The following is a 13,804-nucleotide window of genomic DNA, read 5'->3' as shown; positions in this document are numbered from 1 at the left end:
GGACTGGGTCGCCGTCGCGCCGACGCCGGTCCTCGCCCCCGTGGTCGAACCGACCCGCCTCGTCCGCAGGAACGGGGCGAAAGTGCGCCCGGAATGGGTCATCGAGGGCGACGGCAGGTCGGCGTACTACCCCAACGCCTACCCCTTCTCCGTCGTCGGCCGTATCTTCGTCTGGACCGATGCCGCTGCACCGAACTGGACATGGTGGGGTACGGCGTCCTTGATCGGAGCCCGCAGCATCCTGACCGCGAGCCACGTGGTCCCCTGGGGCTCCGCGAACTGGAAGGCGCTCTTCGTGCCGGCCTTCTACGACGGCGCATCCATCCATGGCGCGTGGGCCGCGTCCTGGGTGACCGGCGCCCACGGGTACAGCAGCCACGCGCAGGGCGACGACATGGCGGTCATGCGGCTCGATGTCGCGCTGGGCAGCAGCCTCGGGTGGTTCGGTTTCCGGACCTACAACCCGGGCTGGGAGGACCAGAGTGTGTGGACTCTGCCCGGTTACCCCTGGGACAAGGACGGTGGCAACCGGCCGTGGCTCTTCCTCAATTTCCCGATCATCGACGACGACAACGACGGCGCCGGCGTGGAGCTCGAATACCGCGCCGACACCGAGGGCGGCCAGAGCGGCGCACCCGTCTTCGGGTGGTTCGGGGGGTCTCCCGATATCGTCGGCACCCACTCGGGCGGCGAGGACAACTTCGGTGAACCACGACAGAACGTCGCCGCCGGGGGCAATGCGCTGACGAACCTGCTGCACTGGGCGCGCAACACCTGGCCGTAGGCACGCGCGAGCCCTGTTTCCCGCCATCGGGGAGCCGGGCCGACTCCGGGCTCGCCCCGAACCGCAGGACTTCCTCCTGCCCCTGAAGGATCCACCCCGACACCCCTGAGGTTGAGTGACATGATCGAACCAGATTCCTCCGGCGACCGGCCCTCCGGCTCGGCACCGGAAACCACCGGACGCTTCATCGTGGTCTTCGCCGAGACCGAAGCCGATCCGCCTGCCTTTTTGAGGTCGGCTGCCGGCCTGTCCAACGTGGCGGACTCCCGCGACTTCGGCCATGGGCCGGTCGACCCGGCGACGGCCGGCGATGCCGATGCCACGGTGTTCGCCTCCCTCGGCGTCGCCGTCGTCACCGCGGATCCCCAGCAAGCCGGGGCGCTGCGCATGTCGTCGGACCAGTCGAACATCGAGTCCATCTCGCCGGAACTCGTGCACCACGCGCTGTCGCAGGGGACCCTGAGCCCACCCTCGGCACTGTTCCAGGACACCGAGCACTTCACGTGGGGCCTCCAGGCGACCGGCGCCGCAACGTCCCCCCGCACCGGCAAGGGCATCAGGCTGGCGGTACTCGACACCGGCTTCGATTCGTCGCATTCGGACTTCGCGGGCCGTCAGGTCACGGTCGAGTCCTTCATCCCCGGCGAGGACCCGCAGGACGGGCACGGGCACGGAACGCACTGCATCGGCACCTCCTGCGGGCCGCGCTCCTCCCGTGAAGGACCGGGCTACGGCGTGGCCTCCGAAGCCGACATCTACGCCGGAAAGGTGCTCAGCAACTCCGGTTCCGGCAGTGACGGTGGAATCATCGCCGGCATCGAGTGGGCGCTGGTGAACGGCTGCGCCGTGATCTCGATGTCCCTCGGAGCCGATATAGCGCAGGTTCATCCGCCGTACACCGCCATCGGGCGGCGGGTGCTCGACCAGGGTTCGCTGATCATCGCGGCGGCCGGGAACAACGCGGACCGGCGCCAGAACGACTTCGGTTTCGTCGGCGCACCCGCCAACAGTCCGTTCATCCTCGCGGTGGGCGCACTCGACGAGCAACTGGATCTGGCGTACTTCTCGGCGCGGACACTGCCCGTGCGCGGCGGGCAGGTAGACATCGCCGGTCCCGGCTACCGGGTGCACTCCTCCTGGCTGATGCCCGACCGCTACAACACGATCAGCGGGACCAGCATGGCGACGCCGCACGTCGCGGGTATCGCGGCACTGTGGGCCGAAGCCACCGGATACCGGGGGCGGGAGCTGTGGTCCGTGCTGGTGCAGGAGAGTTCCCGACTGCAGGCACCGTCGGTGGACGTCGGTTCGGGGCTTGCGATGGCGCCGCAGGAATAGCCGCATGAAGGTCACCGTGACGGTCGACGACGAGCACCGCCCATCGATCCACCATGTCGCAGAGCAGCTCGGCCTCCGCGGCATGGTGGTCGACCGGGTGCTGCCCGGACTCGGCATGATCACCGGTTCGGTGACGGCCGCTCTCCTGGCCGGGCTCGGCACGATCGACGGGGTGGCCGCGGTGGACGAGGATCTGACCTATCGGCTGCCCTCCCCGGGCGACGCCGTCCAGTAGCCCACCTCACGCACCCGCCGCCTTCCCACCGTCCTTCGCGCCGTCCTTCCCACCGACGTCGTCGAGGACGGTCTGGGCCTGGCGATCCACCAGGCCCGTGAAGAGTTGCTGAGCGGCTCCGAACACGATCGCCCAGGCGACGATCTGAGCGGGGGTGTCGAGTGCGCTCAGGCCCGGCACGAACCCGCCGCGCATCAGCTGCAGGCCGAGCACCGCTGTCAGTGCTCCGGCCGGCAGCTTCAGGACCGCGAGCGCGAGGGGCAGCCCGTAGGGCGTCGAGGTCCCCCGTACGTGGCGTAGTGCCGCGGAGCTTGATACCGCCGCAGCGATGAGGCCGAAGGACTCGATGAACAGCATGTCCCAGGGACGCGCCTCGGATCCGGTGGGGCAGGCCACCTGGTCGGGCGCCCCGAAACACAGGCGCAATTCCTCCGGGCGGAACCAGCCCGCAGCCGCGAGCACCACAGCCAGGACGGTGAGGACGAGGGCACTCATCAGGAGGATGTTCCGGAAGCTCCGTACACGGGAGAACTCCTGGCGCGCCTCGAAGCACGCCGCCCGGTAGGCGGACACCACCGCCATGCGGGTGGCCTCGTCCAGGGCCGCCGCCTGGGGTGATGTCCTGGCGGCCCGCTCGATGACCGCCCGTTGGGGATCGGTGGGCGGCAGGTGCTGGCGTGCGTGCGACTGGAGGTTCGGCAGTTCGGACTGCACGAACCAGACGGGTGCCCGTCGCAGGAGGGCGACCTGCGCGGCTTCGAGGTGGCTCAGCGCGCGCTCGACCCTGGCGCCGTTGTAGGAGACCTGAAGTATCGGTGATCGGTTCGCGGCGATCCTGATCGCCTCGTCGAGGTGACCGGCGATCGCAGCATCCAGGACGGCGTTCCCGGCGCTCGATGCGGGATTGCCTGCAGTCGGCGGGTCGATCTTCGTCAGCCAGGCAGCTAGGGTGCGGACCTGGGCCGCACTGGCGACCGTGTGCTCACGCCACGTGGAGTTGGTCGGCCTGCCGAACGGAAGCTGTGCAGGTGCCTGGCGCGAGCTCATCGTGGTGGCGCATCGTTTCGCGGGTGAGCGGGTGCTGCAGCCCATCCGTCGCGGGTGAGGGCATCCATGACGGGGCTGCTGGTCATCGGCGCCAAGTGCTCCTCGGGCAGTAGACCGTTCGAGGCAGGTACGCTCACATGGTCGGGCTGGGGTGCTGCCATTCGCGTGACCGGGACCGTTCCCGCGTGCTCGACGACGACAACGCGAGCAGGTGCGGAGAGGGATGCTTCCGGCCGCCGTCCCATCGCGGGGGCGGGATCGAGCAACGGCGTGTGCGGTTCGAACCGGGTGCGCTCGGCCACGTCCTGACGACCGAGGATCCGGAGCAGGACCGACGTCATCGTCGCGGCGTCGTTGTCGAATCCTCCGTGGGTCGTCGCCGCGCAATGGGCGGCCGCCGGTCCTTCGCTGGGAGAGAACACCAGCTCGGCGGGCAGCGTCGGCAGGATGTCGGCCAGGGTGGAGCCCTGGAGGGGGCTGGTCAGGAAACGCTCCATGCCGAACAGCGGCACCTCCCCACCGCTCCGGCTGTGTGCGCCGCTCTCCAGGGCGTGCGAGACGAGCACGAGCAGCGACTTCTGGTAGATGCTGACCTTCCCCGTGCCGACGACGTCGTTCATCTCCTGGTGGTCGCCCAGGCCGAAGGAGGCGAGTCTGCGGACGTGTCCCGACACCAGGTGCGGCAGTACCGTCCGGTCGAACTCGTCGAGGCGGATCGCCGGAGCGAGCCAGGTCAGGGACGCGACGGGCACGCCCTCGTCCTCGAGCCTGGGCAGCAGGTTCGCGGTGAAGATGGAACCCGCACTGTGCCCCACGAGGTGGACCTCGAGGTCGTCGCCACCGGTCGCCCTGGCGTAGTCGGCGAGGCGCCGGACCAGGAGGGAGGCACCGGGGAGCCCTGCCTGTTCGTCGCCGGCCACTCCGCGTTCGGCCCCCTCCGGTGGCAGGGGGCGCGACGCGGCTGCCGCGTTCTCCTTCATCTCGGCCCACATCCACCGCAGGTTCGCGCGGGCGAACTTCTCGACGAAACGATCGGCCTGCTCGATGAGGTCGAACCCGATACTGCCGAACGGGAGTTTGCCGCGGATGAGGTCGTCCAGCCGGTTGATCATGGTCTCCACGGGACCGCTCTGCCACGCGAAGCTGATGGGGTACACCTGGTTGTTCAGCCACCAGTTCAGCTGGGCCTGCGCACTCGCCAGTCCCGAGCGCTCATCGACGAGACCGCCGTGTGCGTACAGGACCACGCGCCGCACGGGTCGCCCTCCCGCCGGATCGCTCTCCTGCCAGAAGCGGTGGTACTCGTCCATGCGCTGCATGATCCGGTCGAGCTGCCGGGGGCTGCTGGTGAAACGACCCGTATCAGAGAGCTTCCCGTCGTTCCCGAGGTTCACCACGTGGCGGGAGAGCCGCACGAGGTCCGGTCCGGCTCCGCGGACGAGTGCGCCGGAGGTCCCCTCGACCGTCTTCGTGCGGTCCCTGGTCCGGATGACGGCGGGTACCCCGGGCCGGGCGACCCAGGCATCGTAGGCGGAGTCCAGCCAGTCGTCGTAGGGCAGCGTCGCGAAGCCACCGGAGCCCCACTCGGTCCCCCAGCTGTTCTGCACGAGGAACCCGATGTCGTTGTAGCCGACGATCACGAAGGCGTGGCCGCCGAGCTGGCCGGCCCCCGGTGTCCGCTCGATCAGGTGCACGTCCGACCTCCCCGGCTTGGCCACCCCGGTCGGCTGGATCCAGCCGGTATGGATCAGCGCCGAGGCGACGATGACGTTCAGTTCGTTGATCGCGGACTGCATGTCGTCGAGCCGGTGGGCGTGGACGCGGTAGAAGGCGCCGAGCGGACGGGCGAACGCCTTGTCGCTGAGGACGGGATCGCCGTCCAGATCGGGGTCGTCCAGGAGCCCCGGCCAGTCCGCGGCGGGCAGCACCCCGTGGTAGAACCAACCCTTCAAGGCTCCCCTGAGTGAGGATCCCTCGTCTGATTCGCCGTCGAACTCGTCATAGCGCCGCGCCATCCGGTAGAGCATGTAGGGGCTCACCCCGTCGGGGGCGTCCTTCGCCGTCACCACCGTGTTGATCATCGCTGCGAGGGCGTGCCCCGTGCAGGAATTACCCTCCTGCTTCAGGACGAGCGTGCCCGGGGGTCGCCGGTCGAGCACGGCGGGCAACGGAGCAAGCCGTGGCCGGTACTCGAGGTCCCTCGCATCGAAGACATCGGGCATGACGTTCGCCCGGAAGGTGGCCCCGTTGAACTCGACCACTCCGGCTGGCAGCGTTTTCGGCACCGCGGGCCTCCATCTCCTCGGGCGGCCTGCCTGGGGGCCACCGCATGACGAAGGAGTATCACCACCTCTGTTACTACCCCGTTACCGGCCGTCCGACCGGAGGCGGTGCCTGCGGGGTCGGGTGCACGCGGTGGACCGGGGATGCCAGTCCCGCGGACTCTGCAGCACGGCCTGGACGAGCCCCCTTCACGCGGGTGAGCCGCGACGAAGGTCCCGGAGGTGCGGACGCCGGAGTCCCGGTTCGGTTCTGCACGGGGATCGGTGGCGGGACCCGCCAGGCGTCAGGAATGGCCCTCGAACTGCTCCTGTTCGGCGAGTGCCGCCTCGAGGCGCTCGACCTTCCCCGTCAGCTCGCCCGTCCACCCCGGCCGGATGTCCGCCTTCAGGACGAGCGATACGCGGCTGCCGTAGCGGCCCACGGCCTCGGTGGCGTTCTTCACCACGGCCATCACCTCGTCCCACTCGCCCTCGATGGTGGTGAACATGGAGTCGGTGGAGTTCGGCAGACCCGATTCGCGGACGACGGCGACAGCGGCGGCCACGGCGTCGTGCACCGACCCGTCGGGGTTCTCGCGGGAGAGGTCGGAGGAACCGGACGGGGCGACGCTGAAGGCTACGAGCATGGTCCCAGTCTGGCACGCGCCCCCGCCGGAGGTCAGCCTCCGGCGACCGCCTTGACGAGCTCGTTCGCGCCGAGGACGAGGAACACGACGGTCGTGATGGCGAGGAACACGTTCGACAGCCACTTGTTCCGCCACTGCTTGGCGAGACGGGTGCTGTTCAGCAGGACGAGCAGCGTGATGGCGAGGAACGGCATGAAGAGGGAGCCGAGGACCCCGTAGAGCAGGATCAGGAAGAAGGGGCGTCCGATGAGCAGCAGCAGCATCGGCGGGACCGTCAGCCACAGCATGTAGGCACGGGCCGGCTTGCTGGTGGCGCCGGGAGCGTCGTCGTCGGAGAGGTCGTCGGCCTTCTTGCGGAAGTTGGCCCAGAAGTCGGCGAACATGAGGCTGACGCCGTGCCAGACGCCCAGCAGCGAGGAGAACGACGACGCCCAGAAACCGATGAGGAAGACCTTCGCCCAGACGACGCCGTAGCGGTCCTCGAGTACCTCGCCCATGTCGAGCAGGCCGCGGTCGCCGGTCTGGAGCGAGATGTTGGCGGTGTAGAGGAGCTCGGCGCCCAGGATGAGCATGCAGACCACGAAGATCCCGGTCACCGTGTAGGCCACGGTGTTGTCCACCCGCATGACGTTCATCCACCTGGGCCGGTTCCACCCTTTCTCCCGCAGCCAGTAGCCGTAGGCGGCAAGGGTGATGGTGCCTCCGACGCCGCCGGCCAGCCCCAGGACGTAGAAGACGGAGCCCGCGGGCAGGGTGGGCACCAGTCCGGTGAGCATCGCCGGGATGTTCGGCAGGGCGAGGACGGCGGAACCGACCACCGAGATGAACATGATGGCGATCATCACCGTCATGATCTTCTCGAAGAGCCCGTACCGGCCGAACCACACCAGGGCCAGGCCGATCAGGCCCGACGCCACCGCGAAGACGTTCAGCGGGACCGCAGGGAAGAGTGCCTGCAGGGGCAACGCGGTGGAGCTCATCGCCGTCGCGCCGTACACGAAGCCCCAGATGACGATGTACGGGCCGAAGTACCAGCTGGTCCAGACGCCGAGGGTCCGCCACCCCTGGAAGATGGTCTTGCCCGTGGCGAGGTACCAGCGGCCGACGCCCTCGACGAGGATGATCTTGAGGACGCAGCCGATCACCGCCGCCCACAGGAGCGCGTACCCGTACTGGCTGCCCGCGATCAGCGTGGCGACGAGGTCGCCCGCGCCGACGCCGGTCGCCGCTGCCAGCAGTCCGGGCCCGACGATCCGCCATTTCGGTTTCTCGAGACCGTCGACGTCCGCCCGTGCACTCTCCGCCACTGCCTGCTCCCTCGAAGTCGGAATGATCCCGTCGGAAGCTTAGCAAGGGCCCTGAGCAGTTCCGGGCCCGGTGCCGGACAGCGCGATGGCCCGGACGGCGTCGAGCGTCGACGACTGCTCCAGGAGCCGACCCTGACCGGGTTCGCTTCCGAGCCGGAACCCCGCCGGACGCCGTAACCTGCGGCTCGCGGGGCCTCGTGCGTCCACTGTCCGACGGTGGACGCACTAGGTTCTTAAGGGGCGCCGTGCGGGGATGCCGACGGCGCGGGAGGAGGACGCATGCTGGGAGTGCTGGGCGGATTCGCCGTCGTGGGTGCCGTGATCCTCGTCGGCTACATCGCCGCACGGCTGGTCATCGGCGGACCGCAGGCGGGTTTCGCCCTGAACCAGGTGGCGTTCTTCGTGACCAACCCGGCCCTGCTCTTCACCGTCCTGGCCGACGCGGATCTCGGATCGGTGTTCTCCGAGTACATGCCGATCGCGCTCGTCTCCTCGCTCGCGATCGCCGTCCTCTACGTCCTGATCAGCAGGTTCCTCTTCCGCCGGCCCGCTGCCGAGACGGCGATCGGCGCCATGGCGAGCTCGTACGTGAACGCGAACAACATCGGCATCCCCATCACCGTCTACGCCCTCGGCGACGCGACGCTGATCGCCCCGGTGCTCCTCGTCCAGCTCCTGGTGCTGGCTCCCCTCTACCTGACGATCCTCGACCTCACCTCGAGCCGGAAGCCCTCGGTGCGCGCGGTGCTGACTCAGCCGTTCCGGAATCCCATGATCATCGCGTCGCTGCTGGGCGTCGCGGTGTCCGCGACCGGCTGGCGACCGCCCGCTCCCGTCTGGGACTCCCTCGCCCTGATCGGCGGGGCGGCCGTCCCGATGGTGCTGATCTCGTTCGGCATGTCGCTGCCCGGCAGCCGACCGCTCAGGCCCAGCCCGGACCGACTGCAGGTCCTCACGGCCACGGCGTTGAAGAGCGCCGTCATGCCGGCCGCCACCTACCTGATCGCCCACTTCCTCTTCGGGCTCGACGGCGAGAGGCTGCTCGGCGCCGTCGTCGTGGCCGCACTGCCCACGGCGCAGAACGTGTTCATGTTCGCGAGCCGCTACGACCGCGGCATGACACTGGCCCGCGATTCCGTGCTGCTGTCCTCGGTGCTCGCGATCCCCGCGCTCGTCGTCGTCGCCGCCCTCCTCGCCTGAACGACGGGCCCCGGGCTCGGGCGCGGAGCGGGAACCCGGTACCGGAGCTTGTCCGGCGCACGTCCCGGCCCTACCATTCAAAGGTCGCCGTTCCCCCTCCGGCCGACGGACGGGATGGGCATGGACAGCAGGATCTCACCGGACGAGCCCTTTCCGGCCGACCTCGGCCGGCTCCGGACCGAGGACGTCGAGATCCTGAACAGCAAGGTCCACCGGGAGATCGAGCACGAGTTCGCCGCGGACGGCGAGATCGACGCCGAGACGGCGTCCCGCAAGGACGAGCTCACCGAGGAACTCGACGACCGCGAGGCCGGTCCCCGCCTGACGCTCGTGCCGCACCAGGCCGAGGGGGACGAGGCACCGTCGGGCGACGGGCACACCGGATCGGACACCGCCGCCCGGCAGGAAGGCGGTATCTCCGCCGGCGCCGCCCCCGGCCGGTCCTGGTACGACGCCGAACGGCAGTGACGCCGCAGGAATGCCGCGCGCGCCATCGGCGTTGCGACAGGGGTCAAGGATCATTCTCGTCTTGACTGAAGTAAGCCCTTCGGTTTTCAACGGAGCAGCCGGGGCCCGACCTCCGGATCTCCCATGATTGGTACCCCTTGTCTGTTTCCTCCCCGCCGGTGAAGACCACCGCGCCGTTCCCCTACGTCGGACTGCTCTCCCTCGCGGGCGCGATCTTCGTGTCCGTGACCAGCGAGTTCCTGCCCACGGGCCTGCTGCCCGCCATGGCGCGGGACCTCGATGTCAGCCTCTCCACCGCCGGATTCCTCGTCACGATCTTCGCGGGGACCGTCGTGGTCGCCACCACCCCCCTCGCCGCCATCACCCAGCGGTACTCGCGCAAGTCGCTGATCGTCGTCGTCCTCCTCGTGATCGCCCTCGCGAACGTCCTCGCCGCGGTCGCGCCGACCTACGGTGTCCTGGTCGCGGCGCGCATCCTCGGCGGCCTGGCCCACGGGCTCTTCTGGGCCGTGGTCGCCGCGTACTCCGCGCACCTCGTCCCGGCCCACCAGCTCGGCAAGGCCGTGGCCATCACCGCGGGCGGCGGAACCGCGGCCTTCGTGCTCGGTGTCCCGGTGGGAACGGCGATCGGCAACGCCCTCGGCTGGCGCACCGCCTTCACGATCATCGGGGTGGTCGTCGCCGTCCTGGCCCTCGTGATCGTGAAATTCCTGCCACCGGTGGACCACCACGGCGAGCGCACACCCGGCGAGGAGCGAGTGCCGCTGCGCCGGGACCCCAGTTTCCGCGCGGTGATCCTGCTGTGCACCGTCATCCTGATCCTGCTGACCGGGCAGAACACGTTCTACACGTACATCGCGCCCTGGCTGACCGATGTCTCGTCCTTCGAGCCCGGCTCGGTCGCGCTCGTCCTCTTCCTGTACGGCGGAGCGGGCATCATCGGACTCGTCGGTGCCGGGTACGCCGCCGACCGCTTCCCCCGGAAGGCCTTCGTCGGCGTCGTCCTGGTGGTCATGGCCGCCGTCCTCGCGCTGGCCCTCGCCACCACCAATACCGTGGTGGTGCTGGTGGCCGTGATCGTCTGGGGCGCGGCCTTCGGCGCCATCCCTGCCATGCTGCAGACCCGTATGCTGCGTACGGCATCCTTCCGGACGCGCGATCTCGCGGCCGCCCTGCAGACGACGGCGTTCAACGTGGGCATCGGCGGCGGTGCGCTCCTCGGCGGGCTCCTGCTCGACGGAGCGGGCCTGGAGGTCCTCCCGTTCGTGCTGATCGCCCTGGTCGCCGCGGGGCTGGGACTCAGCCTCGCGACGGACACCGTGAAGGACCGCAGGGAACGGCACCGCCTGCACGCCGCCTGAGCCCGTCCTACGGCATCGGACGGCTCCCGTCGATGGGTGCTTCGTCACATCCGGGCGGCTCCGGCAGGGCCTCCACGGTACTCGCCGCGGGCCGTGGCTCCGCGCCCCGGGGGTGAGCCGCGGCCGATGCCCCGGCCGTCCGCCCGCCGGGCTTCGATCGGCGGAATGACGGCGAAGCAGCAGCACGCGGGGTGGCCGGCCGCGCTCCTCCCCCGGCGCGCACCGCCGACGGCCCGGCCCTCCGCGAGGCGTCTGTGCAAGGACCATTCGGGCCCGCTCCCCACCGGACCCCGCCGCCGCCACCCGCGTACCCTAAGCCGTATGTCTAATTCCACCGAGCCCATCCACGGATCACCGCCCAGTGAGGACACGCCCTTCGAGGCTCCTCCCGGAGAGGCCCCCGCGAAGGCTGCGCTGGACAGGCCGGTCCTCTTCGTCTCGCTCTCGATCGTCATCCTGCTGATGCTCGTGGCCGTCCTCTTCCCCACGGCGTTCTCGGACATCACCACCTCCGTGCTGAACGGACTCGTGGCGAACTTCGGCTGGGCCTTCGTGCTCACGGCCACCGGCTTCGTGGTCTTCGCACTCTTCCTCGCCTTCAGCAGGTACGGTCGCATCCCCCTCGGCAAGGACGGCGAGAAGCCGGAGTACTCCAGGGCGTCCTGGATCGCGATGATGTTCAGCGCCGGCATGGGCATCGGCCTCATGTTCTACGGCGTCACCGAGCCCATCTCCCACTACCTCACCCCTCCTGTCGACGGCATCGGGCCGGGAACGCCGGAAGCGGCCCGGCAGGCGATGAACTACACCCTGTTCCACTGGGCCATCCACCCGTGGGCCATCTACGCCGTGGTCGGCCTGGCGCTCGCCTACTCGGCCTTCCGCAAGGGCCGGGGAACCGGTTTCAGCGGTGCCTTCACGGCCCTCTTCCGCGGCCGTCCCACGCCCAAGGCCCTGCGCGCCATCGACGTCTTCGCGATCTTCGCGACCCTCTTCGGCTCGGCCACGTCCCTCGGGCTCGGCGTGCTGCAGATCAACGGCGGCCTCACGGAGGTCTTCGGTGTGGGCAGCAGCCTGCCCCTGCAGATCACCCTCATCGCGGTTCTCACCGTCTGCTTCATCATCTCCGCGGTCAGCGGCGTCAGCCGCGGCATCAAGTGGCTCTCGAACGGCAACATGGTCCTGGCGCTGGCGCTGCTGTTCTTCCTGTTCGTCGTCGGCCCCACGGTCTTCATCCTCGAGCTCATCCCGGCGTCGGGCGGCAACTACCTCATCGGCCTGCCGCAGATGGCGTCCCGTACCGGCGCTTTCGGCGGCCACGCATGGCTGGCGGCGTGGACCATCTTCTACTGGGCGTGGTGGGTGTCCTGGACGCCCTTCGTCGGTTCGTTCCTCGCGAAGATCTCGAGGGGTCGCACCATCCGCGAGTTCATCATCGGCGTCGTCGCCGTCCCCAGCGTCATCAGCGTCCTCTGGTTCGGCGTGTGGGGCGGATCGGCCCTCAACCTGCAGGACAACGGCGTGGACATCGCCGCGGCGAACGCGGAGAGCCAGGAATCGGCGATGTTCGCGCTCCTCGCGGAGTATCCGCTGGCGTCGGTGACGTCCATCCTCGTGGTCGTCCTCGTGGCCGTGTTCTTCATCTCGGGTGCCGACGCCTCCTCGATCGTGCTCGGCTCGCTGTCCTCGTTCGGCGCAGCCGTCCCGCGCAAATGGCTCACCATCCTGTGGGGCGCACTGACCGGAGGAGTGGCCGCCGTCCTGCTGTCCGTGGGCAGCCTCGAGGCCCTGCAGACGCTGACCATCATCGCCGCCGCCCCGTTCCTCCTCGTGATGATCGGGCTCTGCGTGGCGCTCATGATGGACCTGTCGAAGGATCCGCTCGTCACCGGCGCGCGGCGTACCGGATCCCGCGCCGCGCGCAGGACGGTCCAGCCGAACTCCTGACGCGCCCTCAGGGTGATGTGCCGGGCGGGGAACTCCCGGGGCAGAATGGTGCGATGCGCGCTGTCTGCTTCGACGGGTTCTCCGCCCGTCCCGTCCTCCGGGACGTCCCCGAACCCGCTCCGTCCCCACGTGGCGTCGTCGTCCGCGTCGAGGCGACCGGCCTGTGCCGCAGCGACGTGCACGGCTGGCTCGGGCACGACGCCGGTATCACCCTCCCGCACGTCCCCGGCCACGAACTGGTGGGCACCATCACGGCGGTGGGTGGGGAGGTGCGCCGGTTCTCCGTCGGGGACCGCGTCACGACGCCCTTCGTGTGCGCGTGCGGCACCTGCCCCGAGTGCCTGTCCGGCAACGGCCAGGTGTGCCGCAACCAGACGCAGCCGGGCTTCACGCACTGGGGGTCGTTCGCGGACCTCGTGGCCCTGCACGACGCCGACACCAATCTCATCGCCGTGCCGGCGTCCCTCGATGCAGGGGCGGCAGCCCTGCTCGGCTGCCGGTTCGCGACGTCGTACCGCGGACTCGTGCACCAGGCGCACCTCCAGGCCGGGGAGACGCTCCTCGTGGTGGGCTGCGGCGGCGTGGGACTGAGCGCCGTGATGATCGGCGCGGCACTCGGCGCACAGGTGGTCGCCGTGGACGTCGACGACGCGGCGCTGGCGCGCGCAGCGCGGTTCGGTGCGGCCCGGACGCTCGACTCGAGCGGGCTGTCACGGACGGAGGCCCTCGCGGCCGTGCGCGAGGCCGCACCGTCGTCGGGCATCGACGTGTCCGTGGATGCGCTGGGACGCGAGGAGACCGCCGCCCTGGGGATCCTCTCCCTGCGGCCCCGCGGTCGGCATGTGCAGATCGGCCTGTTCCCCTCGGACCCGGTGGTGCCCATGGCCGCGGTCATCGGCGGGGAGCTCTCCGTCCTGGGCAGTCACGGCATGCCCGCCCGGGACTACCCCGGGCTGCTGGACCTCGTGACCACCGGGCGCCTCCGTCCGCAGGACCTCATCGAGCGGACCATCTCTCTCGCGGAGGTGCCGGACGCCCTCGTGGCCATGGCCGGTGACCGCTCGGCGGGCGGGATCACCGTCATCGACACGGGCTCATGACGCCGCGGCGCCGAGATCGAGCACGAAGCGGTAGCGCACGTCGTTGCGGCGCAGCCGGTCCAGCGCCTCGTCGATCCTGCCCACCGGAAGCACCTCGACGTCGGCGGTG

12 protein-coding genes are annotated in these 13,804 nt (G+C 69.8%); 8 read left to right on the top strand and 4 right to left on the bottom strand.

The window, feature by feature from the left end; translation table 11 throughout:
* From CVO76_RS12850 to CVO76_RS12840, 3 genes are all read left to right on the top strand, one after another.
* On the top strand, window positions 1–784 hold a 784-nt coding region (locus tag CVO76_RS12850), incomplete at its 5' end, for a trypsin-like serine peptidase (protein WP_244185961.1).
* A 120-nt stretch (window positions 785–904) separates the two neighbouring features.
* Window positions 905–2,122 (top strand): S8 family serine peptidase, encoded by a 1,218-nt coding sequence (locus tag CVO76_RS12845; RefSeq protein ID WP_208739539.1) that lies wholly within the window; start codon window positions 905–907, stop codon window positions 2,120–2,122.
* Between the two features lie 4 nt (window positions 2,123–2,126).
* A complete protein-coding gene (locus CVO76_RS12840) occupies window positions 2,127–2,357 on the top strand; it encodes a hypothetical protein (protein ID WP_208739538.1) in 231 nt (76 codons plus the stop codon).
* A 6-nt stretch (window positions 2,358–2,363) separates the two neighbouring features.
* On the opposite strand, the gene CVO76_RS12835 is transcribed toward CVO76_RS12840, so the two are convergent.
* From CVO76_RS12835 to CVO76_RS12820, 4 genes are all read right to left on the bottom strand, one after another.
* The gene (locus tag CVO76_RS12835; protein ID WP_208739537.1) at window positions 2,364–3,404 is read right to left on the bottom strand and encodes a hypothetical protein; all 1,041 of its coding nucleotides are present in this window, start codon (window positions 3,402–3,404) and stop codon (window positions 2,364–2,366) included.
* Window positions 3,401–5,689, bottom strand: coding sequence for a C1 family peptidase (locus CVO76_RS12830; protein ID WP_208739536.1), 2,289 nt, complete (start codon window positions 5,687–5,689; stop codon window positions 3,401–3,403). The genes CVO76_RS12835 and CVO76_RS12830 overlap by 4 nt, the downstream gene beginning before the upstream one ends.
* A 281-nt stretch (window positions 5,690–5,970) precedes the next feature.
* Window positions 5,971–6,312: a thiamine-binding protein gene (locus CVO76_RS12825; protein ID WP_208739535.1), complete on the bottom strand. Its 342-nt coding sequence runs from the start codon at window positions 6,310–6,312 to the stop codon at window positions 5,971–5,973.
* A gap of 32 nt (window positions 6,313–6,344) precedes the next feature.
* Complete coding sequence (locus CVO76_RS12820; protein WP_244185959.1) at window positions 6,345–7,619, bottom strand: Nramp family divalent metal transporter; 1,275 nt, start codon at window positions 7,617–7,619, stop codon at window positions 6,345–6,347.
* 279 nt (window positions 7,620–7,898) lie between these two features.
* Between CVO76_RS12820 and CVO76_RS12815 the strand changes: the two genes are divergently transcribed.
* From CVO76_RS12815 to CVO76_RS12795, 5 genes are all read left to right on the top strand, one after another.
* Window positions 7,899–8,819 carry an AEC family transporter gene (locus tag CVO76_RS12815; protein ID WP_208739534.1) on the top strand — a complete coding sequence of 307 codons (921 nt, stop codon included), beginning with the start codon at window positions 7,899–7,901 and terminating at the stop codon, window positions 8,817–8,819.
* A 120-nt stretch (window positions 8,820–8,939) separates the two neighbouring features.
* Window positions 8,940–9,287 (top strand): hypothetical protein, encoded by a 348-nt coding sequence (locus tag CVO76_RS12810; RefSeq protein WP_208739533.1) that lies wholly within the window; start codon window positions 8,940–8,942, stop codon window positions 9,285–9,287.
* Between the two features lie 137 nt (window positions 9,288–9,424).
* Window positions 9,425–10,648 carry an MFS transporter gene (locus tag CVO76_RS12805; protein WP_208739532.1) on the top strand — a complete coding sequence of 408 codons (1,224 nt, stop codon included), beginning with the start codon at window positions 9,425–9,427 and terminating at the stop codon, window positions 10,646–10,648.
* 321 nt (window positions 10,649–10,969) lie between these two features.
* The gene (locus CVO76_RS12800; protein WP_208739531.1) at window positions 10,970–12,595 is read left to right on the top strand and encodes a BCCT family transporter; all 1,626 of its coding nucleotides are present in this window, start codon (window positions 10,970–10,972) and stop codon (window positions 12,593–12,595) included.
* 53 nt (window positions 12,596–12,648) lie between these two features.
* Entirely contained in the window at window positions 12,649–13,695 is a 1,047-nt protein-coding gene (locus tag CVO76_RS12795) for an alcohol dehydrogenase catalytic domain-containing protein (RefSeq protein WP_208739530.1), read from the top strand.
* Window positions 13,696–13,804 lie beyond the last annotated feature (109 nt).

The organism is Arthrobacter agilis, from assembly GCF_002953615.1.
Taxonomy (GTDB): domain Bacteria; phylum Actinomycetota; class Actinomycetes; order Actinomycetales; family Micrococcaceae; genus Arthrobacter_D; species Arthrobacter_D agilis_B.
The sequence above is the reverse complement of the archived record's forward strand: the minus strand, read 5'-3'. Positions and strand labels throughout refer to the sequence as shown.

Excerpts from the sequence above, each read along its gene's own strand:
- CVO76_RS12800 (WP_208739531.1), top strand. The coding sequence starts at position 10,970 with ATGTCTAATTCCACCGAGCCCATCCACGGATCACCGCCCAGTGAGGAC.
- CVO76_RS12845 (WP_208739539.1), top strand. The coding sequence starts at position 905 with ATGATCGAACCAGATTCCTCCGGCGACCGGCCCTCCGGCTCGGCACCG.
- CVO76_RS12810 (WP_208739533.1), top strand. The coding sequence starts at position 8,940 with ATGGACAGCAGGATCTCACCGGACGAGCCCTTTCCGGCCGACCTCGGC.
- CVO76_RS12795 (WP_208739530.1), top strand. The coding sequence starts at position 12,649 with ATGCGCGCTGTCTGCTTCGACGGGTTCTCCGCCCGTCCCGTCCTCCGG.
- CVO76_RS12835 (WP_208739537.1), bottom strand. The coding sequence starts at position 3,404 with ATGAGCTCGCGCCAGGCACCTGCACAGCTTCCGTTCGGCAGGCCGACC.
- CVO76_RS12840 (WP_208739538.1), top strand. The coding sequence starts at position 2,127 with ATGAAGGTCACCGTGACGGTCGACGACGAGCACCGCCCATCGATCCAC.
- CVO76_RS12815 (WP_208739534.1), top strand. The coding sequence starts at position 7,899 with ATGCTGGGAGTGCTGGGCGGATTCGCCGTCGTGGGTGCCGTGATCCTC.
- CVO76_RS12825 (WP_208739535.1), bottom strand. The coding sequence starts at position 6,312 with ATGCTCGTAGCCTTCAGCGTCGCCCCGTCCGGTTCCTCCGACCTCTCC.